This is a genomic window from Exiguobacterium sp. s89 (genome assembly GCF_018617735.1).
GTDB classification, from domain to species: domain Bacteria; phylum Bacillota; class Bacilli; order Exiguobacteriales; family Exiguobacteriaceae; genus Exiguobacterium; species Exiguobacterium marinum.
This window is the reverse complement of record NZ_JACSKS010000003.1, coordinates 269343-293373: the sequence shown is the minus strand read 5'-3', so window position 1 is coordinate 293373 and position 24031 is coordinate 269343. Positions and strand designations below refer to the sequence as shown.

29 protein-coding genes and 10 tRNA genes are annotated in these 24031 nt (G+C 47.2%); 8 read left to right on the top strand and 31 right to left on the bottom strand.

Translation table 11 applies throughout. The features are described 5' to 3' along the window. Window positions 1-131: 131 nt before the first annotated feature. The 18 genes from KNO96_RS11365 to acpS all read right to left on the bottom strand — a co-directional run bounded on the left by KNO96_RS11365 (window position 132) and on the right by acpS (window position 7345). Window positions 132-208: transfer RNA gene (locus KNO96_RS11365), tRNA-Ile, on the bottom strand. 11 nt (window positions 209-219) lie between these two features. Then, window positions 220-296 (bottom strand) — tRNA-Arg (locus tag KNO96_RS11360). A gap of 3 nt (window positions 297-299) precedes the next feature. Continuing rightward, window positions 300-387: transfer RNA gene (locus tag KNO96_RS11355), tRNA-Leu, on the bottom strand. A gap of 23 nt (window positions 388-410) precedes the next feature. Then, a tRNA-Lys gene (locus KNO96_RS11350) sits at window positions 411-486 on the bottom strand. Window positions 487-495: 9 nt separating this feature from the next. Continuing rightward, window positions 496-567 (bottom strand) — tRNA-Gln (locus KNO96_RS11345). A 7-nt stretch (window positions 568-574) separates the two neighbouring features. Beyond that, window positions 575-650: transfer RNA gene (locus KNO96_RS11340), tRNA-Asp, on the bottom strand. Window positions 651-671: 21 nt separating this feature from the next. Further along, window positions 672-747 (bottom strand) — tRNA-Val (locus tag KNO96_RS11335). Between the two features lie 5 nt (window positions 748-752). Continuing rightward, window positions 753-827, bottom strand: a tRNA-Glu gene (locus tag KNO96_RS11330). Window positions 828-857: 30 nt separating this feature from the next. Then, a tRNA-Ser gene (locus KNO96_RS11325) sits at window positions 858-949 on the bottom strand. A gap of 9 nt (window positions 950-958) precedes the next feature. Then, window positions 959-1033 (bottom strand) — tRNA-Asn (locus KNO96_RS11320). Between the two features lie 205 nt (window positions 1034-1238). Then, window positions 1239-3368 (bottom strand): Tex family protein, encoded by a 2130-nt coding sequence (locus tag KNO96_RS11315; RefSeq protein ID WP_214703776.1) that lies wholly within the window; start codon window positions 3366-3368, stop codon window positions 1239-1241. 69 nt (window positions 3369-3437) lie between these two features. After that, the gene (sigB, locus tag KNO96_RS11310) at window positions 3438-4238 is read right to left on the bottom strand and encodes an RNA polymerase sigma factor SigB (protein WP_015880560.1); all 801 of its coding nucleotides are present in this window, start codon (window positions 4236-4238) and stop codon (window positions 3438-3440) included. After that, window positions 4204-4683, bottom strand: coding sequence for an anti-sigma B factor RsbW (gene rsbW, locus KNO96_RS11305; protein WP_026824471.1), 480 nt, complete (start codon window positions 4681-4683; stop codon window positions 4204-4206). The genes sigB and rsbW overlap by 35 nt, the downstream gene beginning before the upstream one ends. Further along, on the bottom strand, window positions 4680-5006 hold the full coding sequence (locus tag KNO96_RS11300; protein WP_015880558.1) for an STAS domain-containing protein: 327 nt from the start codon (window positions 5004-5006) through the stop codon (window positions 4680-4682). The genes rsbW and KNO96_RS11300 overlap by 4 nt, the downstream gene beginning before the upstream one ends. A gap of 143 nt (window positions 5007-5149) precedes the next feature. Continuing rightward, the gene (locus tag KNO96_RS11295) at window positions 5150-5500 is read right to left on the bottom strand and encodes a type II toxin-antitoxin system PemK/MazF family toxin (RefSeq protein ID WP_026824472.1); all 351 of its coding nucleotides are present in this window, start codon (window positions 5498-5500) and stop codon (window positions 5150-5152) included. A gap of 5 nt (window positions 5501-5505) precedes the next feature. Continuing rightward, on the bottom strand, window positions 5506-5784 hold the full coding sequence (locus tag KNO96_RS11290) for a hypothetical protein (RefSeq protein ID WP_026824473.1): 279 nt from the start codon (window positions 5782-5784) through the stop codon (window positions 5506-5508). Between the two features lie 129 nt (window positions 5785-5913). After that, window positions 5914-6990: an alanine racemase gene (alr, locus tag KNO96_RS11285; RefSeq protein WP_214703771.1), complete on the bottom strand. Its 1077-nt coding sequence runs from the start codon at window positions 6988-6990 to the stop codon at window positions 5914-5916. After that, a complete protein-coding gene (acpS, locus tag KNO96_RS11280; protein WP_026824475.1) occupies window positions 6977-7345 on the bottom strand; it encodes a holo-ACP synthase in 369 nt (122 codons plus the stop codon). Before acpS ends, alr begins: the two co-directional genes overlap by 14 nt. 63 nt (window positions 7346-7408) lie before the next feature. Between acpS and KNO96_RS11275 the strand changes: the two genes are divergently transcribed. Next, window positions 7409-8134, top strand: a complete 726-nt coding sequence (locus KNO96_RS11275; RefSeq protein ID WP_026824476.1) for a rhomboid family intramembrane serine protease — start codon at window positions 7409-7411, stop codon at window positions 8132-8134. Window positions 8135-8178: 44 nt separating this feature from the next. Here the strand turns inward: KNO96_RS11275 and KNO96_RS11270 are convergent, their stop codons facing one another. The 3 genes from KNO96_RS11270 to KNO96_RS11260 are packed head-to-tail and all read right to left on the bottom strand — an operon-like array spanning window position 8179 to window position 9280. Then, window positions 8179-8496, bottom strand: a complete 318-nt coding sequence (locus KNO96_RS11270) for a hypothetical protein (protein WP_026824477.1) — start codon at window positions 8494-8496, stop codon at window positions 8179-8181. A gap of 33 nt (window positions 8497-8529) precedes the next feature. Continuing rightward, complete coding sequence (locus KNO96_RS11265; protein ID WP_251125153.1) at window positions 8530-9012, bottom strand: hypothetical protein; 483 nt, start codon at window positions 9010-9012, stop codon at window positions 8530-8532. After that, window positions 9005-9280 carry a 4a-hydroxytetrahydrobiopterin dehydratase gene (locus tag KNO96_RS11260; RefSeq protein WP_214703768.1) on the bottom strand — a complete coding sequence of 92 codons (276 nt, stop codon included), beginning with the start codon at window positions 9278-9280 and terminating at the stop codon, window positions 9005-9007. The genes KNO96_RS11265 and KNO96_RS11260 overlap by 8 nt, the downstream gene beginning before the upstream one ends. A 139-nt stretch (window positions 9281-9419) precedes the next feature. Between KNO96_RS11260 and KNO96_RS11255 the strand changes: the two genes are divergently transcribed. Together KNO96_RS11255 and KNO96_RS11250 are read left to right on the top strand one after the other, a co-directional pair. After that, entirely contained in the window at window positions 9420-9953 is a 534-nt protein-coding gene (locus KNO96_RS11255) for a cysteine hydrolase family protein (RefSeq protein WP_026824480.1), read from the top strand. Between the two features lie 22 nt (window positions 9954-9975). Next, window positions 9976-11421 carry a nicotinate phosphoribosyltransferase gene (locus tag KNO96_RS11250; protein WP_214703765.1) on the top strand — a complete coding sequence of 482 codons (1446 nt, stop codon included), beginning with the start codon at window positions 9976-9978 and terminating at the stop codon, window positions 11419-11421. Between the two features lie 32 nt (window positions 11422-11453). Here the strand turns inward: KNO96_RS11250 and KNO96_RS11245 are convergent, their stop codons facing one another. After that, window positions 11454-11756, bottom strand: a complete 303-nt coding sequence (locus tag KNO96_RS11245; RefSeq protein WP_026824482.1) for a hypothetical protein — start codon at window positions 11754-11756, stop codon at window positions 11454-11456. A 113-nt stretch (window positions 11757-11869) separates the two neighbouring features. Between KNO96_RS11245 and KNO96_RS11240 the strand changes: the two genes are divergently transcribed. Further along, a complete protein-coding gene (locus tag KNO96_RS11240) occupies window positions 11870-12343 on the top strand; it encodes a YwpF-like family protein (RefSeq protein ID WP_026824483.1) in 474 nt (157 codons plus the stop codon). Between the two features lie 75 nt (window positions 12344-12418). Here the strand turns inward: KNO96_RS11240 and KNO96_RS11235 are convergent, their stop codons facing one another. The 3 genes from KNO96_RS11235 to KNO96_RS11225 form a co-directional block, all read right to left on the bottom strand. Continuing rightward, on the bottom strand, window positions 12419-12895 hold the full coding sequence (locus KNO96_RS11235; RefSeq protein WP_026824484.1) for a DUF456 domain-containing protein: 477 nt from the start codon (window positions 12893-12895) through the stop codon (window positions 12419-12421). A gap of 10 nt (window positions 12896-12905) precedes the next feature. Continuing rightward, the gene (locus tag KNO96_RS11230) at window positions 12906-13505 is read right to left on the bottom strand and encodes a histidine phosphatase family protein (protein ID WP_026824485.1); all 600 of its coding nucleotides are present in this window, start codon (window positions 13503-13505) and stop codon (window positions 12906-12908) included. Between the two features lie 63 nt (window positions 13506-13568). After that, the gene (locus KNO96_RS11225; protein WP_214703762.1) at window positions 13569-14504 is read right to left on the bottom strand and encodes an alpha/beta hydrolase; all 936 of its coding nucleotides are present in this window, start codon (window positions 14502-14504) and stop codon (window positions 13569-13571) included. Between the two features lie 175 nt (window positions 14505-14679). On the opposite strand from KNO96_RS11225, the gene KNO96_RS11220 reads away from it, so the two are divergent. Continuing rightward, entirely contained in the window at window positions 14680-15636 is a 957-nt protein-coding gene (locus KNO96_RS11220; RefSeq protein WP_214703760.1) for a metal ABC transporter solute-binding protein, Zn/Mn family, read from the top strand. A gap of 39 nt (window positions 15637-15675) precedes the next feature. On the opposite strand, the gene KNO96_RS11215 is transcribed toward KNO96_RS11220, so the two are convergent. From KNO96_RS11215 to KNO96_RS11195, 5 genes are all read right to left on the bottom strand, one after another. Beyond that, window positions 15676-16122 carry a hypothetical protein gene (locus KNO96_RS11215; protein ID WP_026824488.1) on the bottom strand — a complete coding sequence of 149 codons (447 nt, stop codon included), beginning with the start codon at window positions 16120-16122 and terminating at the stop codon, window positions 15676-15678. Between the two features lie 53 nt (window positions 16123-16175). Next, window positions 16176-16631: a hypothetical protein gene (locus KNO96_RS11210; RefSeq protein ID WP_214703751.1), complete on the bottom strand. Its 456-nt coding sequence runs from the start codon at window positions 16629-16631 to the stop codon at window positions 16176-16178. An 85-nt stretch (window positions 16632-16716) separates the two neighbouring features. Beyond that, window positions 16717-18162, bottom strand: coding sequence for an alanine/glycine:cation symporter family protein (locus KNO96_RS11205; protein WP_026824490.1), 1446 nt, complete (start codon window positions 18160-18162; stop codon window positions 16717-16719). 201 nt (window positions 18163-18363) lie between these two features. Next, window positions 18364-20829, bottom strand: coding sequence for a CoA-disulfide reductase (locus KNO96_RS11200; protein ID WP_214700978.1), 2466 nt, complete (start codon window positions 20827-20829; stop codon window positions 18364-18366). Next, complete coding sequence (locus KNO96_RS11195) at window positions 20826-21131, bottom strand: rhodanese-like domain-containing protein (RefSeq protein WP_026824492.1); 306 nt, start codon at window positions 21129-21131, stop codon at window positions 20826-20828. Before KNO96_RS11195 ends, KNO96_RS11200 begins: the two co-directional genes overlap by 4 nt. A 276-nt stretch (window positions 21132-21407) precedes the next feature. Here KNO96_RS11195 and KNO96_RS11190 point away from each other — a divergent pair, with 276 nt between their 5' ends. The 3 genes from KNO96_RS11190 to KNO96_RS11180 all read left to right on the top strand — a co-directional run bounded on the left by KNO96_RS11190 (window position 21408) and on the right by KNO96_RS11180 (window position 23210). Then, window positions 21408-21674, top strand: coding sequence for a metal-sensitive transcriptional regulator (locus KNO96_RS11190; RefSeq protein ID WP_026824493.1), 267 nt, complete (start codon window positions 21408-21410; stop codon window positions 21672-21674). 67 nt (window positions 21675-21741) lie between these two features. Next, window positions 21742-22173, top strand: coding sequence for a type III secretion system chaperone family protein (locus tag KNO96_RS11185; RefSeq protein WP_026824494.1), 432 nt, complete (start codon window positions 21742-21744; stop codon window positions 22171-22173). 89 nt (window positions 22174-22262) lie between these two features. Then, on the top strand, window positions 22263-23210 hold the full coding sequence (locus KNO96_RS11180) for a DUF4003 family protein (protein ID WP_214703748.1): 948 nt from the start codon (window positions 22263-22265) through the stop codon (window positions 23208-23210). 1 nt (window position 23211) lies between these two features. Here KNO96_RS11180 and KNO96_RS11175 read toward each other — a convergent pair whose 3' ends face one another. Then, window positions 23212-23931, bottom strand: a complete 720-nt coding sequence (locus tag KNO96_RS11175) for a YwiC-like family protein (protein WP_214703746.1) — start codon at window positions 23929-23931, stop codon at window positions 23212-23214. Between the last annotated feature and the right edge of the window lie 100 nt (window positions 23932-24031).

Genomic DNA, 24031 nt, shown 5'->3' with positions numbered 1-24031 from the left:
CGTCCTGAGCCAGGATCAAACTCTCCAAAGAATTTGATATAGCTCTTAAATTGACGAAGCTTGCGCTTCATTCAAAAATTGTAAAACTTTTTTTGCCTCATCGTTCAGTTTTCAAAGTTCGTCAGTTTAAATGGTGGGCCTAAGTGGACTCGAACCACCGACCTCACGCTTATCAGGCGTGCGCTCTAACCGGCTGAGCTATAGGCCCATAAAAAAGAATGGTGCACCCTGAGAGATTCGAACTCCCGGCCTTTAGATTCGTAGTCTAACGCTCTATCCAGCTGAGCTAAGGGTGCGTATGGTGCGGTCGAGAGGACTTGAACCTCCACGGTGTTAACCACCACTAGGCCCTCAACCTAGCGCGTCTACCGATTCCGCCACGACCGCAGCGTATAAAGTTAAAAGAAAAATGGTGAGTCATGCAGGGCTCGAACCTGCGACCCTCTGATTAAAAGTCAGATGCTCTACCAACTGAGCTAATGACTCAAATAAAAGCTGGGCTGGAAGGGATCGAACCTTCGCATGTCGGAATCAAAATCCGATGCCTTACCACTTGGCTACAGCCCAACGTAAATGGCGGTCTTGACGGGATTCGAACCCGCGATCTCCTGCGTGACAGGCAGGCATGTTAACCCCTACACCACAAGACCAGATTACGTTTTTATTTGAAATGGTGGAGGATGACGGGATCGAACCGCCGACCCCCTGCTTGTAAGGCAGGTGCTCTCCCAGCTGAGCTAATCCTCCATATATGGTGACCCGTACGGGATTCGAACCCGTGTTACCGCCGTGAAAGGGCGGTGTCTTAACCGCTTGACCAACGGGCCGATATTATGTGTCTTCTAAGTAATTTTAAGTGGCGGAGACGGAGGGATTCGAACCCTCGCACCGGTTTCCCAGCCTACTCCCTTAGCAGGGGAGCCCCTTATAGCCTCTTGGGTACGTCTCCAAAATAAAATGGCTCCGCAAGTAGGATTTGAACCTACGACCTACCGGTTAACAGCCGGTTGCTCTACCACTGAGCTATTGCGGAACGTTGCTTGAACTTATCGAAGTAACGATTTATATTGTAACCGCAAACCAGAAACCTGTCAATCACTTTCTTAGAAAAACGTTTATTTCGCATGTCGTCTCTCGGCGACTTCTATAAGATATCACGGCATAAAAAGACCGTCAACACTTTTTCTGAAAAAAAAGCAGGCAAAATGAAAAACATTTTACCTGCTCCGAGTTTCTTCTTATTGACTGTTCGGCGTAAGCATCGTCAAACTAATTCGTCCACGATTCACATCGACTTGTTCAATCCATACAGTCACGATGTCACCGACCGAAACGACATCTAACGGATGCTTCACGTAACGATTCGACAATTTCGAAATGTGGACTAGTCCATCCTGCTTCACGCCGATATCGACAAATGCACCGAAATCAATGACATTTCGGACAGTTCCTTGGAATTCCATCCCTACTTTAAGATCTTCAAGGCTCATAACATCTGTTCGTAGTAACGGCTTTTGAATATCTTCACGCGGGTCACGACCCGGTTTGGCTAATGATTTTAAAATGTCCTCTACTGTCGGAAGACCCGCATCTAATCGCTCACTCAATGCACGTGCGTCGACTTGCTGTAGACGTTCTCGAAGCTCGGCTGTTCCAACCTCTGATTTAGAGGAGCCGATTTCTTTTAGAATCGATAACGCGAGCGGGTAACTTTCCGGATGAATCTCAGTTTGGTCAAGAACATCCTTCCCGTTCATGATTCGCAAGAACCCAGCCGCTTGTTCGAACGCCTTTGCTCCGAGACGTGGCACCTTCTTAATATCCTTTCTCGTTTCAAAGCGTCCATTCTCTTCACGGTATGACACAATATTTTTTGCCGTCGTCTTGTTAAGTCCCGATACGTATGTCAATAAAGACTCGGAGGCACGGTTGACGTCAATTCCGACCATGTTGACCACGCTTTCGACGACAAATTCTAAGGATGCCTTCAGTTTATTCTGGCTCACGTCATGCTGATATTGTCCGACACCGACTGATTGCGGGTCGACTTTGACAAGTTCCGCCATCGCATCCTGGATTCGGCGTGCGATCGAGACGGCTGACCGTTCCTCGACTTTTAAGTCCGGAAATTCGCTTCGTGCGACTTCCGATGCCGAATACACACTCGCCCCTGCTTCGTTCACAATCGCATAAGCGATGTCACGCTCTGCTTTCTTCAACCAGTCGGCGACGAATTGTTCTGTCTCGCGTGACGCAGTCCCGTTCCCGACGACGATGACCGAGATCGGATATTCCTTCGCGAGTCTCGTCAACACTCTCTCGGCTCCAGCGATATCATGTTTCGGTGCCGTCGGATAAAAGACACCGACTTCTTCGACTTTTCCGATTTCGTTAACGACTGCCCACTTACAACCCGTCCGATATGCCGGATCAATCCCTAAGACGACTACTTCGCGAAGAGGTGGCTGCATATAGAGCTGCTTTAAGTTTTTCGAGAAGACATCGATTGCTTGTTCTTCTGCCTTCTCTGTCAACTCACCACGAATCTCCCGTTCAATTGCCGGGAAGACAGATTTTTTATAAGCCTCTATCACAGCCGCTTCGACAATTTCACGCTTCTCTTTCGGCAGTCGTTCATATGTACGGAGGGTCTGATCCATGAAGCGCGTCTCGTCAAATATCACTTTTACTTGAAGAACGTCGGTACGTTCTCCACGGTTCAAGGCGAGTACACGGTGTGGGACGATGCCAGCGATTTTTTCTTCATATTCATAGTACTGTGCAAAAATCTCTTTCTCGTCCTCCGCTTGTTTTTTCTTCTTCGAGCGCAAGAGCCCTTCTTTGCGTACGCGGTCACGGAGCATCTGTCTCAGTTTCGCTTCCTCGCCCCATTCCTCCCCGATGATGGCACGAACGAGTGGCAACGCTTCTTCTACTTCGACGTCTTGAGCGCGTTCTTTTAACGCCTCTGATGAATAAAGTGACTTGTCACGGAACCAGTCTGCGAGTGGTTGCAACCCTTTCTCGCGACCTTGTTCCGCTTTCGTGCGTCGTTTCGGACGATACGGTAAGTAGATGTCTTCAACTTGTTGAAGTGTCGTCGCCACCTCTAATGCTTTCGTTAATTCAGGCGTGTTCTTTTCCAACTCTTCTAATTTGGCAAGGACATCCGCTTTACGTTTTTGTAGACTCTCTTCATATTGAAGGGCGTCTAAAATCCCTTTGATTTCGACTTCATCCAGATTTCCCGTCATTTCTTTCCGGTAACGGGCCATGAACGGAATGGTCGCCCCTTCAGACGCAAGCTGTTGTACCGTCTCAACTTGGTTCCCTTTCAAGTTTAACGCTTTAGCCACTTTCGCAATCACTTGAATCACTTCCTTTTTTGATCTCTTCCAAAGTGTAGCAAACATTCAAACAAAAAAGCGACGACTCGATTAGTCATCGCTTGAGAATACTTCATTGAGTGGGACTTTGATGGCTTCACGCAGCTTTTCGAGTGCTCGCCGCTGCAAACGGGAGACGTGCATCTGCGAGATGCCGAGAAGTTCTCCAGTCTCTTTTTGGCTCATGTTCTTATAGTAGGCACATTCTAAGATAGCACGTTCCCGCTCATTTAAGACGTTGAACGCTTTTTCTAAAATGAGACGTTGATCGACTGATTCATACCCACGTTCTTGGCTACCGACTAAATCGAGTAGTGTGACCGTACTGCCTTCGTTATCCGCTTCAATTGAACTATCGACTGACAAAGCCTGATAGCTCTTGCCCATCTCAAGCGTTTCGAGAATTTCTTCATCTGATACGCCAAGATGATCGGCAATCTCATCGATTCGCGGAGAACGTTGCAATTCAGTCGTCAACTCTTCGACTGTCTTCTTAATTTTCGGTCCGAGCTCTTTAATCCGACGTGGCACATGGACACTCCATGTTTTATCGCGGATGAATCGCTTGATTTCTCCGATGATGGTCGGGACGGCAAACGATTCGAAGCTACGACCAAACTCTGGGTCAAATCGACGAAGTGCCGCTAGTAATCCAATCATCCCAACCTGTACGAGATCGTCGTGAATCGCCCGTCCTCGCGAGAATTTGCGAGCGAGCGCTTCGACGAGGTCTGAATAGCGATTGATGAGTAGCATTTGCACTTCTTCGTTTTGGTCATCTTGTTGGTAGCGTTCAATCCACTCTAGTACCTCATCATCACTGTGATGGCGTTGTTGAGATTTTGCTGGCACTCTGATCCACCTCGTCCCTGTTAAGGAGTTTTGTCATCGTCACTTTGACACCGTTGTCTTTATTGATCGAGACATCATCCATTAACGCTTCGATAAGGAAGAGACCAAGTCCTCCCTCGCGGAGCGATTCAATTTCCGTCGTCTCTTCGACCGGAGTCGCTTGACGCTTCACATCATCCGCGAACGTCTTGCCTGAATCTTCAATCGTGATTTCAAGACGATCTGCATACACGCCACACGAGAGTTTGACTTCTCCATCCTGATGTTCTTCATAAGCATGTTGCACGGCATTGCCACATGCTTCCGAGACCGCGATTTTAATATCCTCGATCTCGTCGTACGTATATCCCATACGGTTAGCGATTCCTGAAACGACTAATCGAACCACACCGACATATTCTGGTTTGGCCGGGAACGTCATGACCGTCTGTTCAACATTGTTCATTGCGTGCCACCTCTTACATTCGAATTAATAGAAAGAAGTTTGTGAAGACCCGTCAATTCGAATAGACGATTGACTCGATCCGTGACCCCGACAAGTGACAACTCTTTTTCGTTACGCGTGGCAATCTTCAATGCCCCAACGAATACACCAAGACCTGTCGAGTCCATATACTCCACTTCGTCTAAATGAACGACCACATCTTGTTCACTGATGGCCGGATGCAATACTTCTTTCAATTTTGGTGCAGTATATGTATCCACTTCCCCGGATACGTAAAGGTGTAATTGTTCTCCAATGACTTGCTCGCGAATCGCTAAATCCATTGTCTATTCCCTCCTAAATGTCCGTACAGATAAATTGAGTACGATTAATTTTAATTCCCCTCTGACGAAATTTTAAACCATTTTCTTAAAAAATATTTTAAAAAAAGACCGATACCTATGTACCAGTCTTGATCTATGTAAGGCTAGAGCGGGATCAATCCCATACTAATCTCTAGCGCTCGGTCAACTTTATGCATCGTCTCATCATCGAGATGAGTGACTTTATCCGTCAGACGACGCTTATCAATCGTTCGAATCTGTTCAAGTAAAATCACAGAGTCTCGTTCGAGTCCGTGCTTCTCTTGATATACTTCCACATGAGTCGGCAGTTTTGCTTTTTGAATCTGAGCTGTAATCGCAGCGACAATGACGGTCGGGCTAAAGCGATTGCCGATGTCGTTCTGTACGATGAGAACGGGTCGAACGCCACCTTGCTCTGAGCCGACTACGGGCGACAGATTCGCATAAAATACGTCACCACGCTTTACGATCACTCTGCTCACACCCCACTTACTTGACGTAAGAGAGCATGTTCGGCTTCGGCTTCAATCGTTAGCATCTCTTCTGCCATATTCAAGTTAAACGCGGCCATCTCTTGATAGCCTTTCGCCAATTCTTCACGCAGTGTTTGTTGTCGATCAGCAATTTCTTTAGACAAGTATGTCACTACATCGTTCAAGGACAGTGTTTCACGGTCTTTCATCGAAATCGGACCCCCTTGTTGTGAGAACCGATCTGGGACGGATGCTAGCGCACCCGCAGTTCGCTGCTTCAACATCTTACACCTCCAGAATCGTTTCATGGACTGGCGGAAAATCTCCCGCGTTCTTTATCAATATAACACGCAGGAATGGGAAAATATAGAGAATTCGAGAAAGAATTCAGATAATTTCACACGATTTTTGATTCACACATAGCGACGCGGCAATCGGCTCGTAAATTGACAGACAATCTCATAGTTGATGGTTTCTAGATATGACGCGAGTTCATCAATGGCGACATTTCCACCGATGAGTGTCACATCCGTACCGACTGGGAACTCTTTTGGGAGACGAATCATGAAACGGTCCATGCAGACGCGCCCTACGATTGGACAACGAACGCCATCCACCTCGACCTCAAATCCGCTCGCCTTCCGTAACCAACCGTCCGCATAACCGACCGGGACCGTACCGATCCATTCATCGGCCGACGTCGTATAGGTCGCGCCGTAACTGATTGTTTGACCTGCCTCAAGTTGTTTCACCTGCATGAGCTGACTTTTCAAAGTGAAAGCTGGGCGCAGAAATGAATAGAACGTCTCCATCTCATCTGACGGATATAATCCATAAAGCGCAATTCCGACACGAACCAAATTGTAAGGAACATCTTGACCCACCATTCGGATGGCTCCGGCTGAGTTAGACGTATGAATATAACGGAATCGCTCGTGCAGGCCCATCATCAACCGTTCGAATCGCTCTTGTTGCGTATAGTACAAGTCGCTATCTAGTTCATCGGCTGTCGCGAAATGGGTGTAAATCCCTTCCACCCTAATCGAGTCAGTCGCTTCCTCTAGTAAGGCATCCAACTGTTCACGGGTGCGCAGACCGAGACGTCCCATCCCTGTATCGACTTTGATGTGAACCTTCAAAGGCTTTTCTTCTATATAAGGAATTGCCTCTTTTAACCATTCGGCTGAAAAGACGGACAACGTGATGCCCCGTTCTGCCGCAGCTCCGGCATATTCAGGGAATTGCGCCTCCATAACGAGAATGGGTGCCGTGATTCCAGCATCGCGAAGCTCAATCGCTTCCTCAAGTAAAGCGACCCCAAGCATCGTTGCCCCATTCTCAAGTGCAATCTCCGCTACTTCAACCGCCCCGTGACCGTAGGCGTTCGCTTTGACAACCGCCATGATGTCTTGTGGGATACGTGTTGATAATTCTTTTATATTGTGGGCGATGGCCGCCCGATCAATCTCGATTCGACTAGGACGAAACATGTTGCCCCTCCTCTTCTAAGATGACTTGCGCGACCGCATACGCTTGACTATGACTGATGCTGACATGAATCCGACCTGAAAACGGTGCGGTCATGACAGGCCGTCCTGTCTCATCTGGTAAAATTTCAATATGACGCCACGATAAACCGTGTGCAATGCCGGTGCCAACCGCCTTGGCATAAGCCTCTTTTGCGGCGAAACGACCTGAGACAAACTCGATTTGACGCGGTAGCGGGTACTGTTGAATAAACTCATATTCCGCTTCGGTGAGCAGGCGCTTTAAAAAACGCGGTTGTTTCATCGAGCGAGCCATCCGATCAAGCTCGACGATATCGATTCCGATTCCTACAATCACAGGACACTCGCTCCTTTCCTTTTTTCCTCGTTTCCTTATACAATTGAGGAAAGAGGTGATGTTATGTTTAGTCGTACTGAAAATGTACAAACGTTTGTACGGGCATATCCACTCGTAACGCTGTTCATTGTAATCCAACTCCTTGTGTTTGTCATCGATTCTTTCGCTCCTGGTTTACGAATCGTTGCGACGGGTGGGTCGTTCCATTTGGCACTCGCGGACGGACAATGGTACCGCTTGGTCACGGCCAACTTTATTCATTTAAGTCTCGGCCATTTATTGTTCAACTCGTTCGCGCTGATCATCTTTGGGCCAGCGATGGAAAGAATGGTCGGTCATGTGAAATTTGCCCTGTTTTATGTATTGGCCGGAGCTCTTGCCAACTTGCTCACCTACTTCACCGTCAGCAATTTATTTTATCTACAAGCTGGTGCGTCAGGTGCAATCTTGGCCATTCTCGGATTTTACGTGTTCATCGGCCGCTTCCGTCGCACGTTGATGTATAGCCAGGATGCCCGCTTGGTTTATATCTTCGTTGCTATCAGCGCTGTCTTCACATTAATCGGTTCAAATGTGTCGCTTTGGGGGCATGTGTATGGTTTCCTCTCAGGATTTTTACTTGCCCTACCACTCTCACGGTTTGCCGTTCCGTATACACGGCCCGCTCGCTATGGAAAGTATAAGCAACGCTCGTACGCACCCCCTGTTATTCATTCTGGGGATGGAAAGTGGTTTTTCTACATTATTATCGGACTAGCCATCTTCGGATTATTGGCACAATTCCTATGACAAAGATACAAAAAACGGCCAAGCGAAATCGCTTGGCCGTTTGCTTAAATTTGATTTTTATGACGAGCCTCTTGAAGCACGTCGACTAAATCCTTCACGTCTTCGACAAGGTTTTGAATCGTATCTTGGTTTTCTTCGTAGAGCGATTTCCATTCCATGACACGATCTTTCAAGTTCCCTTTCGATGAGGCTTGAAGACCGACTGCATGGGCTTCTGTCGATGTATTCGATGACTTCAACTTCGACTTAATGCCTTTTAATTGTCTTACTTGTTGATCGCGCGTTTCGCTATGGAGAAGTGATGCTGCTGCGCCGATTACTGCACCCGCAGCCATCCCCAACCAGAAATAATTCTTGTTCATAAAAATCCTCCCCTAACATGACGTTATCTTTTATTATAGATTATCTGACTCGGTGACGACATAGTGTTTTATGACAGGACCTGACCCACGTTGTTCCACGGTCCGTTTCAACCGGTCTTCGAAGACTGCGTAATCCGCCGTATCTCGGAAGTGTTTTCCACCAGACGTGAACTGAATGAAGACGACAGCATGGTGGTCGTCCGGGTCGACCCCGAGACGGTAAGCCGAAAAACCTTCATGCCCGACACCGAGGGGCGCCTTTTCAGTCAATAGTTGATGAAATAACAGAGAACGGGCATTCTCATCTGCCGGGATGTTCGCATACAAGATGTTTCCTTTTTTCACGAATTCCCCTGATGCCTCTTCAATTTCAAACACTTTGCCACTTTTGAACGGGGATTTGTCTCCCTCCGCGAGTAAAATCGTCTCATGTCCATTCGCCGCGATGACACCCGGTTCTTTCCGAAGGCGCTCCGCCACGCTACCTGACGCGAACGTCATATAAAGTTTAGACAAGTCCTTCACACCCTTTCGCGAGTGTAATGTCTTTCTCCGTGATACCACCTTCGTCATGAGTCGATACGGTCAAAGTTACATCCCGATACTCGATTAAGATGTTTGGATGATGATCGAGTGACTCAGCCAAATCCGCTACTAGATGTACGAATTGGATGGCTTCCGGGAACGTTTCAAGGCGGTAAGTCTTTTGAATCTCCCCATTCACTTCTTGCCAACCTCTTAAGCGTGACAGTTCGTCTGTCAATTCACTTTGTGATAATACCATCGTCACAATCCCCTTTCCCTATACGGTCTACTTGTCTTATTCTACCCAAACCGAAGAAAAATAATCTTCCGCGCATGATGTATAATGATTTAGAATGAGATGGATAGCCATCATTTTGATTATGAGAGGAGCATCTCCTATGCGCGCATTGATTGTTATTGATTATACATTTGATTTTATCGCAGACAGTGGTCGTTTGACTTGCGGGAAACCTGGGCAAGAGATTGAAGAACGGATTGTCACGTTGATTGAAACGTTCTCGACAGAGGATTATGTCGTCATCGCAAACGATGTCCATGATGCAGGCGACACCTTCCATCCGGAAACGACGTTGTTCCCACCTCACAATATCCGTGGGACAGAAGGTCGTGAATTGTACGGAGCTGTGAAAGAAGCATCCAAAACGGCAGACCACTGGATTGATAAGACACGGTATAGCGCGTTTGCCGGAACGGACCTTGACTTGCGTCTTCGGGAACGCGGCATCACAGAAGTTCATCTTGTCGGTGTCTGTACGGACATCTGCGTGCTCCACACAGCCGTAGATGCCTACAATCTTGGTTATCAAATCGTCGTCCACGCCGACGCCGTCCAAAGTTTTAATCCGGTCGGTCACGAATGGGCGCTCGAACATTTCGTCACGACACTCGGTGCGACCGTCGTCGGAAAGTGACGTAAAACAGAAAGGAAAATATATGTTACATCGCAATTTAGCACTTCATACGGACCTTTACCTTCCACGTTGGATGTATATCTACTGGAAGCAAGGTCGTCATAACGAAAAAGTCGTCTTCGACCTTTACTACCGCTCGAATCCATTTAGTGGAGGATATGTTGTTTTTGCTGGACTCGAGAACATCGTCCATTATTTAGAGAACGTATCGTTTACCGAAGAAGATATCGCCTACTTGAAAAAACAACTTGGATTCGAAGACGAGTTTGAGAATGTGTTACGGAATTTCAAGTTCACTGGTTCACTATATAGTGTCCGCGAAGGAGAAATCATCTTCCCCCACGAACAAGTCGTCCGGATTGAGTCGACCATCTTTGAGGCAAAGTTGTTCCAGACGGCACTCCTCAATATCGCCAACCATGAATCACTTATCGCTACGAAATATGCACGGATTCGCCAAGCTGCACCGAACGAAACACTCCTTGAAGGCGGCGCACGTCGCGCGCAAGGGGTCGATGCTGCCTATTACGGCACACGTGCCGCTTACATCGCAGGTTTCGATGTGACAAGCCTCGTCTCTGCCGGACGTGATTTCGATGTACCGACAGGAGGGACGATGGAACATGCGGACATTCAGTTCCATGATGATGAATTGAGCGCATTCCGTTCATTCGCTGAGATGTACCCAGACAACACGAGCCTTCTCATCGACACATACGATACTCTTAAATCCGGTCTTCCGAACGCAATCACGGTCGCGAAAGAACTTGAGGCAAACGGACACCGCCTCAAGTCTGTACGACTCGACTCCGGAGACCTCGCTTATCTGTCGAAACGTGCCCGGAAAGCATTGAATGAAGCCGGTCTCGACTATGTTAAAATCGTCGTCTCTGGTGATTTAGATGAGTACGTCATCCAAGACTTACGAATGCAAGGCGCCGAAGCCGATACGTTCCTCGTTGGGACGCGTGGGATCACAGCTTATGAACAGCCGGCACTTGGTATGGTATATAAACTCGTGGCACGAGAAGATGAGACGGGTGAGTTGAAACCGGTCATCAAAGTATCTTCTTCCAAAGTGAAGACGACGACGCCTCATAAAAAAGAATTGTACCGGATCATCGACAAGGAAACGAAAATGTTCAAAGGCGATTACATCGCCCTTTCTGACGAACCGGTTGATTCATACACAGAGATCGACTTAATCGATGTCCGTGACCCAGCCTTTAAAATCAAGACACGTAACTTCAACGTCAAACGCTTGTTGCAGCCAGTTTTCCTCGATGGGAAACGAGTATATGACCTACCGAGCACGACCGAGATTCGTACTTACCACCATGAGCAGATGAACGGTCTTTGGGAAGAGTATAAACGCCTTCGCCTGCCGGAAGTTTACTCGGTGACGTTCAGTAAACCACTTTGGGATCTAAAACTTGATATGATTCGCAAAACGCGAGTTCCAAAATAAAAAAGGTTGTGGGTGCATTCCCACAACCTTTTTTATACCATCGTCATCTCGCCCGCTTGGCTTTGATCTTCTTTTCTCCGAAAGTAAAGCGCCATCGACAAAGAGAGCAATATCAAGACAAAATAGACAGTCCGTTGCCAAAACGTAGCTTCGGTGTCCCCTTGGAACAGTGCAATGATATAATCACTCCCACTGACTAAAAACAGTCCGGCAAGCAAAAGAAAGATTCGATAGCCGGCCCGACTCCGCTCCCCTTTCACTTTGAAGAAAAGGACACCATAGTAGACAATCGCCAGAATCGTCACATAACCGATTACGCCAACAACCCAACTCATCTTGATGCCTCCCTCACTCTCTATTTTTCTGTTTCTTCCCCGTTATCTTAACATATTCTATTCATCATACTATGTTAAGATGGTCTAAAGAAAACGCGGAAAGGAACGATCCTATGAAAACGTTTCGCCTCGTCCAAGTCCGTCTCGTTCAAGACGAATACGGCAATGAACTGAACTTACCAATCGATTTGCTCGACGGATTGATCATCTCCAAAGAGCACGACTCTGAGTGGCTACTCGAGATGCTCGTACCGACCGAGTCCGCGGTCACGCTCCATCACTACTTAAACAAACGAATTCTTATCCTCGCCGAGGCAATCATCACGTCCCGGACGAATGCCCCGGCTGCGCTCGCCTTGACGTTCACGAGCGAACGCGCTTTGAACGATCATCATACGTTCGTCGCCGAGGGACTTATGTTGATCCCGAAACAGGATGCTACGAAACAAGTGCTTGATTCCTTGATTCAAGATGGGGTTGCCACATCGAATTTGAAACCAGCTTTCTTCGAGAAGAAAGTCGAGCTGCAGCAAACGTTCAGCCGTTTCGCCTTTAATCAATTAGTCAAAACTGGGTCATTCGAATAATCGAATGACCTTATTTTTATTTCCCCACAACCTTGGACCCTTCAAACAAAAAAAGACGGAGAAATAACTTCCGTCTCACACGTAGATAAAGAACAAGATGACCATCATCGTCATTCCGATCACTTTTAACAACGTGCTGCCGAGAAAGGCGAGAACCGTCCCGACGCCGATACTCCATGCCTCGCGTGTCGTCTTCCCGAGCGTCAATTCTGCCAAAAATGCGAAGATGAACGGGAAAATAAGGACTCCGACGAGCGGGAATATGAAAGGTCCGGCAATCAAGCCGATCGTCGCGCCCCATTTCGCTCGTTCCGAGCCACCTCGTTTGTCCACCGTTGCCCGGGTAACGACATAGTCAACCCCAAACAAAAAGACGAGGAAGACGGATTGCCATACCCAGAACGTCCAAGTCAGCGGCTCAAATGAGAAACCAAACCCATAAATCATGTAACCGATAAACAAGAATAGGACACTCGGAATGACCGGGTAAATGAGTCCGGCAAAAGCGACTACAAATGATGCGATAATAAATACCCATAATAAGGTCGTCATGACATTCTCCTCATTTCATAATGGCCGGATCGGTGATATGGTCAGCTACATTGACTGCCTTCACCTCAAACTGACCATGTTGATGGATGATATAGTTCGAGCAGGCGTTCCGCATCGCATGACGGAACGTGTATGTGTCATCAATCGCTGAAAGCGCTGCTTTGATTGCATGTGAATGGCAGACGACAATGATGCGCTTGCCTGGATGTGTGTCGACCAAATGCTTCATTCCTTCTAAAACACGGGCGCGCATCTCACCTTCCGACTCGAGGCCAGGAAGGCGCTCCTGATCATCGGCTTGAACAGCCTCATAAATACCTTTTACCGGCTGTCCCGATGCCGCTCCAAATTCACGTTCAATAAACCGTTCATCTAAACGAATCGCCCCATGCTCGATACCACATGACGTCGCAATCGCTTCTGCCGTATGAACCGCACGCGATAAGGGACTAGAGACGATGATGTCCCACTGTTCTTGACTTAAAAAAGCTGCACTCTCTTCGGCCTGTTGACGTCCGAGTGCATTCAAAGGATTATCTTCGCGCCCTTGAATAATTTCTAAACGATTCCAATCGGTCTGACCGTGCCTGACTAAACATAACTCTGTCACTACTTCCACTCCTTATACTTTCAATCATCACTCATCGTACCATCTTCCCTAAAAATCGCAACGTCATACCATGCATTCATCAATAAAACGGTTGATGCGTGCCATAAGTTGCTTTTCGTTGATTGGATTGTCCGATTGCAGGAAACTTGCAAGTGAGTGCGTTCCATTAGGAAATGAAATGAGTTGGACGTTCGCACCGACGTCACTCGCATGTTCGACGAAGTGAAGCGCCTGGCCAAATGGCACAATCGGATCTTTCTTCCCATGTAACAATAAGATTGGCGGTGCATCAGCGTACAAATGGGAAACGGGTGAACATTTCACCATCAGTTCACGCCACTCTTCACGGCTTCCTTCATAGAATTTCAAATGAGCCAACCACGTCTGAATGAACTTGAATAATAAAAAGTTTGTTGGTGGATACAAGGCGATAACCCCTTTGATTTTTGGGAGATCATCCCCGAGTTCACCTACAAATTGTTTGTGACGATCGAGTGCTGTCGCGAGCAACAAAGCCGCTCCCGCAGAATCGCCCCACACGAGTAATTGCTGTGTATCAAGCATCAACAACGACTCGTGTTTCTTCAAATAGCAAAGTGCATCTGAAGCATCGGAGATATTATCAGGGAAATACACCCCATCTTCAAATAAGCGATAATCGATACTGACGACAGCGATTCCTTTCCCTAAAAAGTGATCGAGTAACGGATGAAACAACGTCACCATGCTCCGGTCCCCTCTGACAAATGCTCCCCCGTGTGCATAGACCGCTACCGGGAATGGACCTTCACCTGGAGGGAGATATAAATCAAATTGGAGCGGACGATCGTTGACAATTTTATACGTGTACGTGTGACGCCGGCGTGTTGTCGGTCGAATCGGCAATTCGGGTTCTTGCCATCTGACAAGTGACCCATACTGACTCCACACGCTAGCCCCGGCTGCAGTCGCGGCAGCAATCGCCGCACCACCTACAAACCAGGCAGTCTCCTTTCTCATACAATCCACTCCTCGTCCCTTTTTTTAATCATATTCCCGTTTTTTTCAAAAATCTATCCATCAGAAGTCGGACTTGACGTGCTTCGAAAGGCACACTATAATATTAATCGCAGTCATAAAACGTAATTGTTACGATTTAATATTCAGATAATTTTTGAAAGGTGGACGATGAAAGATGAAAAAGACATGGCTAGGTGCCGTCGCTGCCGGGACGCTTCTACTTGGAGCTTGCGGTAATACCGAAGGAGATAACACAACGGAATCAACGGGCGACAAATTGACGGTGTATGCCTCGACCTTCGCTTTAAAGTCAATAGCTGAAGAAATTGGCGGAGATCAAGTCAACGTCGAAATGGTCATCCCACCCGGAGCAGACCCGCACACATTTGAACCCACTTCTAAGCAGATGACTCAAATTGCTGAAGCCGATCTCTTTTTGACGATTGGTCACGATTTAGAGCCATATGTCGAATCAATGGAGAAGAGTTTAGATGGACAGAACGTCACCTTCGTTAAAACAGCGGAGAACGTGGCGTTGCTCGATGCAACTGATACCGTTCATGTTCATGAAGAAGATGGACACTCGGAAGACGGGCATGCCCATCACGACCACGGACAATACGACCCTCACGTTTGGCTCGACCCAATGAACGCCTTTACAATGGCGGAAGCCGTTGAAGCAGCTCTCAGTGAAGAGGCCCCGGACTATAAAGACGAGTTTGCGGATCGCTTAAGTGCATTCAAAGAAGAAACGGACTCCCTAGATAGTGAATTGGCAGCAGCGGTCGAAAACGGGACGAAATCAGAACTTCTTGTAACGCATGCCGCTTATGGCTATTTAGCTGAACGCTATGGATTCGAACAATTACCAATCGCCGGACTCACACCTTCTGAAGAACCATCACAACAAGCTCTTAAACGAATCATCGAAGAGGCTCGCCTTCATGATTTGAACTACATCGCCTTCGAAAACACGGTCACACCGAAAGTGGCTGAGGTGGTAAAAGAAGAGATTGGCGCAGAGAGCGTAACCATTTATAACTTAGAATCGGTCACAAAAGAACAGATGGACAAGAGCTATTTCGACTTGATGCGTGAAAACGTCAAGGCACTTGAGACAGCTTTGAAATAATTAAAATCCCGAAACGAGATGGCTCGTTTCGGGATTTTTTCATGCTTCTATTCGACGGTCTAACGTCTTCATCGTGACGAGAAGCAGGATCAGGAGCGATACGATGACACTCATCATCCAGAAATCCCCGTCCATGAAGAATGATCGCGTCCACTCCCCTGTACTCATTCCCAACCACGCTTGACTGACACCAAATCCAATCAGTGCGATCACACCAAAACGAATCCATGTCATCTTCGGAACAAACCGTTTGCTGACGAGATAACTATTCAACACCAATAGACCAATATAAGCGGCGAGTAGAACGTTCCAAGCCGTGTCAAATAGGACAGGCACCACCCCGCCCGTCACAGCGTACCCCCATGTCACCAAGAATACAGTGAATGAGATGAGCGTGATGCGATAAAGCGACTTGACTCCCGTTTGATACGCAAGAAACGGGTTAATCAGAATGCCGATCCAGATGAGTGTGCCAAACACGTCCATGAGCGAATCCCCTTTATACCATTTTTTTACATGGTATCACATCAGGTCCATCCTTACTCATAATAAATTAAGACAAGCTCTTCTCGGGACACGGCCGTCTCACAAAACTGTTGCAACCGGGTCCAGTCTTCCCAAATCGTCTCGAACTCATCTTTTGCTACGAGCGCCATGTCTTTCACGTCATCTCGTCCGAACGCATGCAACGTGTCTTTGACGATGTGAAGCAATTGTGGAGTCAGTATACCGACAACGACCGCCTGCGCTTCATTCACAATCAACTCCTCGCCAACGAGTGCCATTTCCATATTGTATGTGTCCGCCCCATCGATATACACTTCGATTTGACTGAGCACGCGTTGAAACGGTTCCACATTCGGAAGCGTCAGCGTGTCGTCCCGATCCCGATATTGCTCATGCATATGAATCAACCAGTCTAAAATCATCTCCGGTTCTTGGTTGAACGATACCCATACTTCTGGGGAAACACGTACATAATGCGTCGTCTCCATACATGAACGCCCCCTTTTTTATGACATTACCCGTCTTGTATATGTAAAAAAACCGCCTACTTAAATTCGTAGACGGTTTCCTACATCAAAAACGATTAGTTCCTGTTTGTTGTTCTTCTGGTTCGCTCTCCCAAGCTTCGATATATTCACGGCCAGGAAGGTTCTCAACCGAGTCGACATAGAAGACCGGGTCTTCTCCTGCTCGACGTTGTAACAAGTAATCATCGAGAACGGCGCGAGCCACCTTCGCCAAGCGGAAGATCGCATACAAGTTCACGAGTGCCATGAGACCCATGAACACGTCCGCAATCGACCAGACGAGACCTGCAGAACGGACCGCACCAAACAAGACCATTCCGACGACACCGATGCGATAGAGCGTGACGTAGATTTTTTTATCTGAGATGAACTGAATGTTCGTCTCTCCGTAATAATAGTTTCCAAGAATCGAACTGAAAGCGAATAAGAAGATTGCAATCGTCAAGAACGATGTCGCTACCGGACCGACTTCTGCTGTCAATGCAGCTTGTGTCAGTTCGACACCTGCAAACGATTCTGAACCTGCTACTCCTGAAATCAAGATGATCATCGCTGTCGATGTACAGACGAGTAATGTATCCACGAAGACACTAAACGATTGAATCAATCCTTGTTTGACAGGGTGTGACACTTCCGCTGTTGCAGCGGCGTTCGGCGCAGAACCCATACCTGCTTCGTTCGAGAAGAGACCACGACGAATCCCTTGAAGCACCATCGCACCGATTGCACCACCGAAGAGTTGCTCGATTCCGAGGACTCCCTCTGAGAAGATGAGGCTGAAGACGTCTGGTAGGAGATTGACATTTGTCACCATAATCCAAATCGCGAGTAGGATATAGCCACCTGCCATGACTGGAACGATAATACTCGACAAGAGTGCGATAGATTGAATCCCACCGAAGACGACAACGGCCGTCACAATCGCAAGGACAATCCCAACGACTGTTGTACTGATCCCAAATTGATTACTCACAGAGAGTGAAATCGTATTCGACTGTACCGAGTTGAATGCAAATCCAAATGCGAACGTAATCAAAATTGCGAATAAAACACCGAGCCAGCGTTGACCAAGCGCACGTTCCATATAATAAGCCGGTCCCCCGCGCCATGTTCGTCCGTCACGAATCTTATACACTTGTGCCAATGTACTTTCGACGAATGCAGATGCTGCTCCAATCAAGGCAATGAGCCACATCCAAAAGACCGCCCCTGGACCACCGAGCGCAATCGCTGTCGCCACACCGGCAATGTTACCTGTTCCGACACGTGCCGCCGTTCCGATTGCGAACGCTTGGAAAGAAGATACTTGTCCTTTCTCACGCGCCGTCCCTTCTTTAAACAAAAGACGGAACATTTCAGGAATCATACGGAACTGGACGAACCCCATACGAACCGTAAAATAAAGACCTAATGCGACAAGTACAACGATGAGCACTTGCGACCACAACAAATCGTTCGCCTGCGAAACAAGCTTCTCTACCAATTTCTCCATACTAATCCTCCATCATTCTAAAACTCTTAACAAAAAAGTCATGTCAACTTTTTTAACATGAGTAGAATTATAGGTAAATTATACGAAAATTGCAATATTAATTCACTTTCTTGCATGATGGACTATTTGACCAAATCGAATCTTGCGAAAAAAAACGAATCAGATTGCTCATCGCAACCCGATTCGTTAAATATTTCATATTTAGATAAAGAGGTTCAAGTTGCCGTCTTCTGCTGCGCCAAGATATGCCGCAACACCACCAAGGTCGACCCCCTCGATCAATTCTTCTTCTTTGATGCCCATGACATCCATCGACATCGTGCAGGCTACCATTCTCACACCTGCTTCTTGCGCTGACTTGATCATCTCTTCGACAGAAGGGACGTTCTTGTCACTCATGACTTTTTTCATCATTTTTTGACCGACACCACCGAAGTTCATGTTCGAGAGCGGAAGTTCGCCGGCATGTCCTGGCATCATCATACCGAACATTTTTTCAAGGCCTTGTTTCTTCACTTCCGGTGCGTCCGGTTTGCGAATGACATTGAGTCCCCAGAATGTGAAGAACATCGTCACGTCTTTACCCATCGCTGCAGCACCTTGCGCAATGATGAGGGATGCGAGCGCACGGTCAAGGTCTCCACTGAAGACGACCATTGACGCACCGTCTTTTGTTGGAGCGCCCGCCTGCGGAGCAGCCGGACCTTGTCCTTTTTGAAGGATGGCTTCGACTCGTCCGTTAACAAATTGTTTCGAGACGAGCTTATTGCCTGTCTTCTTCGCCCACGCTTCGATATCAGCGAAGAATCCTGGATCACTTGCGAGTACGCGGAGCGTTTCGCCTTCTCCGAGGTCTGCGACTTTCTTATTCACTTCCAGAATTGGTCCCGGGCATTGTAGACCACACGTGTCTAAAATAACCGCTTCACCAATTGGTGCATTCGTCATCTGTGCTGACTCCTCCTCTACAACGGTTGCTGCAGTTTCATTTGATGTGTTCTCCTCTTCAAGCGCCTCGAAATCACGATTGATTTGTGACCACGTTTTGTAGCCACCGCTCAAGTTCTTCACTTTGAATCCGTTTTGACGCAAGATTCGTGATGCGAGATATCCACGAAGACCGACTTGGCACGTTACATAAATTGTTTCATTCCGGTCATAGTTGTCTAAGTTTTCACGTAATGAATTCAACGGAACGTTGATTGATCCTGGAATCTTCCCAAGTTCATGTTCTGATTCGTCACGCACGTCAAGCAATGTCGCTCCATTTTTCACGAGCTCATCGATTTCATCCCAATGTACGACTTCGTTGTCGCCGAGCACGACGTTCGAAGCGACATAGCCGATCATATTGACCGGATCTTTCGCTGAACTGAATGGTGGAGCGTAACTGAGTTCGAGATCCGGAAGGTCAAGAACTGTCAAACCACCTTTCATCGCTGTGGCAAGGACATCGATACGTTTGTCGACTCCATTGATGCCGACACCTTGCGCACCGTAAATCTCACCCGTTGTCGGGTGGAACAAGAGTTTGAGCGAAACTGGTGTCGATCCTGGATAGTACCCTGCGTGCGAACCCGGGTGCACGTGGACGGCTTCATAAGTCTTACCAGCCGCTTTCAAACGTTTTTCGTTCCATCCTGTCGATGCGACCGTCATATCAAACACTTTGGCAATTCCTGTTCCCATCGTTCCGTTGTATTTAACGTCACGACCATTAATGATATCCGCCACAAGACGTCCTTGACGGTTCGCTGGCCATGCGAGTGGTACAACGGTTGGTTCTTGGAAGACATAGTCGAGTACTTCGACGGCATCTCCGATTGCATAAATATTTTGATCTGATGTGAGCATTTTTTCGTTGACACGAATCGCGCCGCGCGTACCTGTCTCAAGGCCCGCTTCCCGTGCAATCGTCGATTCAGGGATGACACCGATTGACATGATGACCATATCCGTATCGATGACGCGACCGCTTGTCAAATGTACTTTCTTCCCTTTTTCAGAGAATGAAGAAACACCGTCTGATAATTGAAGTTCGACACCGTGAAGGCGCATGTGTTCATGAATTGGAGCGACCATCTCGCGGTCAAGTGGCGTCATGACTTGGTCTGCCATCTCGACTAGTGTGACGTCAACGCCGCGCTCACGTAAGTTTTCTGCCATCTCAATCCCGATGAAGCCCCCACCGATTACTGTCGCGTGTTTTGGTGCTTTGTCATCAACGTAGCTACGAATTTTATCCGTGTCCGGGATGTTACGTAGTGTGAAAATATCTTCTGCTTCATCGATTCCAGGAATGTTCGGACGAATCGGTTTCGCCCCCGGTGATAAAATGAGTACATCATATGACTCATCATACGTTTCACCGGTTTGGACGTGTTTCACTGTCACCGTTTTTTCGTCACGGTTGATTTTTGTCACTTCCGTCAAGTTGCGGATATCGAGTTGGAAACGTTTGTTCATTCCTTCAACTGTTTGAACGAGCAATTTTTGACGATCTTGAATGACGTCTCCGATGTAGTATGGAAGACCACAGTTCGCGAATGAAATATACTCCCCACGGTCGAACATGACAATTTGGTTTTCTTCATTTAAACGACGGAGACGTGCTGCTGCAGATGCACCACCTGCTACTCCACCAACGATTACGATTTTTTTACTCATTGTCCATTTCCTCCTCTGACGACTTCTCCTGGCCAACTCATCAAGCCATCTTCTATATTGACCACTTTATAGCCTTTTGCCTCCATTTGCCAAGTTGCTTGCGTGCTACGTGCACCAGAGCGGCAAAGAACGACATATTCTTCAGCAGGATCGAGTGTATCAATCCAAGTGGTGATTTCTGATAACGGATAGTTTTTTGCACCTTCGATATGACCTTCTTCAAACTCGTCACGTTCACGTACGTCGACGATGTTTACAGGCACTTCAAAGTCCATCTGACGTTTTAAAGCGGATGCTTTCATAACTGATCTACCTTTCCTTTTCGATTCAATCTATACCATTCGGCTTGGTAGCTGGCGTCCAACAAGTTTGTGATTTGTTGAACATTTCGCTTTTACGTCATTAATATACCCCCTTAGGTATTCAAATGCAAGAAATAAGTTTGACGAAATGTAGAATTTTTCTTCATTGCTCATTCGGATAGTTGATGCTCGACACATACTCCCCCATGTATTAAGATGAGCCTACACAATAAATAGTTGGGTAACTGAACAATTTTTCCTATAGAGGTGAATGATATGGAACCGTATGTATACGATGCAAAAGTATTGAATCGCATGAAACGCGTGGAAGGACAAATTCGCGCCATCATCCGTATGATGGAAGAAGGGAAAGAGTGTCGCGATGTCGTGACGCAATTAAGTGCCGCCCGATCCGCGCTCGATCGCGCTTCGACAATCATCGTGGCTAAGAATTTAGAGCAGTGCATCATCACAGCTCAGGAAGATGGTGAAGATACGTCAGAAACGGTAGAAGAAGCCATTAAAATGTTGATGAAACGCTAGTTCCCCTTGCTTTCCCTGTTCAAATGGGGGAAAGTTAGAGTAACGACTTACTAAGGGGGATTTCCTTGTGAACTTCGAAGAAAAAGTAGAATCATTTAAAGCGCTCGCCGCTGAACGCAATATGACGTTCAAAGAGAGCGACACTGAAACGCACGTCACGTTTTTGACGCGTGAAACAACAAAATCCGGGGCTCAGCCCGTTATGATTATCGCTTTTAACAAAAAGACGACAGACGCTGAGTTGTACGCTGCGACCGTCACGCACGTCCCAGACTATGTAGAAGATTTACCGATTCTCAATGCCTTGAACGAGTTCAACCAGGAGTTCAAATACTTCCGCTGCGTACTCGACAGCGATCGTGATGTCACACTCGCATCTACACTCGACCTCGACCTCGGTTTCTCACCAGAGATTATCTTGCAACATTCATTCATGATGTTCCAAGCGGCCGATGAAGTGAACGAGTACATGCAAAAATTGTATACACAAGTACAATAATGAAAAGCCGCCCGGATTTTTTCCGTGGCGGCTTTTTTGAAACATCTTTCTACTCCATCTCGTATGGTTGACCAAGGAGGCGATTCGACATGACACGTTATGAACGATATGTAGAGGCACTAGATGCCATCAAAGAAGCGACGAAATGGGAACTGACAGATGACTTCCGGCGCTTAATGGCCATTCATTACGCGATTCACGATACCCCGTTCGATGCATCACGATTTTCAGACGCACGTGATACATTGAAACAAAAAACAAAGATATTCTCAAAGTTCAGAGGTAGCCAAAACCTCGTGTGGCTTTCGTTTCTCGACGCTAAGTACGAAGACATCGGAACTGCGATCGATGAGGCGCTCCGACTTGATACATTGCTCGACCGTAAACACTTCCGCTTCAGTTCATTGCGTCCTTTTTTAGCGAATCAACTGATCAATGTAGATCACCCTGAGCAAAGACTCGATGAGGCGACGGACCTGTACCAAACGTTTAAGCAACATCATCCCTGGTTGACGAGTGAGGAAGACTTGCTATCAGCACTCGTACTCGTCCAAGCGTTTGACGACGTCATCGATTTAAATGAACGCATCGAGCAGCACTATACATTATTGAAAGACCGACTTCCGAAGTCAAACGAACTTCAACTCGTCTCTCATTTACTGACATTCAGCGACTCTTCTCCAGAAGAAGCGGTGTCACGATTGCTCACTTGGAAGTCGCACTTAGAGGAAGTAGAAGTATCCATCCGTCGTGAACACTTGCCTGCGCTCGCCCTACTTAGCATCGTGACAGAGCCGAACATGGATTCCATACACGCCGTAAAAGAAATTGTGGATGTGGAAAAAGACAAGCAGCGCTGGTTCAATACACATAGCGTGCTCGTCGCCCTACAACTTGTGGCAGCCGACCACATCACTACTGGAGAAGCGAACGATTTATTGCTTCACGGCACATTCGCTCACCTGCTCGCGATGCAACAAGCGATGACGGCTGCCACGACTGCCGCAGTCATTGCCAGTACCACGTCCACGAACTAAATTAGACGAGGTACGTCGCGAGACACGTCAGTACAAATACAGAATTCGCAATCTCTACAATCCCAATCTTCATGATTGGGACTTTTTTTCCGTAAAACCAAATAGCACGAATCAGGCTTGGGGCGTAAGCTAATACGAGCAGAGGATAACCCAGTACAATGAACACGATGATTAGTAACATATGATACCCCCACGAAAGGTTCCGATAAATAGTGCTCTTCTTTTCCCGAATCATCGTCTTGACGAAAAAGATACTCCCGAAGAAATATAAGTATGGTAAGACAAACACCCATATCATCGTCTCATCCAAGACGCGTGCCCCAAGATAATAGCTCGCCATCCCGCCGATACAGAACGAAGTGACAGCACTAGCGTCGTTCCATACGTTTCGTTCATCTTTGATTTTGGCAAAGTAAGCGTTCACGAGACCAAATGGAATCATCGCAACGGCGAACCAGATGAGACGCCACTCCACGAGAAATACTGGCACGATAGCTACGATAGCAATGATGAGATACATCATTACCGTGCGTAAGAGGTCACGCGACTTCTTGCGCTGTTTTATGTATTGGAATAAGAAAAATGTACCCATGTAAACAAATAGCCATGCGATTGCAAAAGATACGTGTGCCCATGTCCATCCTCCGACCATTCCTCCGAGAACGAACGGTAAAATGAGCATCGACCATGCCCCATGTTGATTTGGAATCATCCATTTCATCACCTATCACTCCTTCATCCTTCAGTGTATTAGACGGTGAAGGCATAAGCTATGAGATTTGACACAAATAGCGAAAAAGAAAAATAGGTAGCCTCATCTA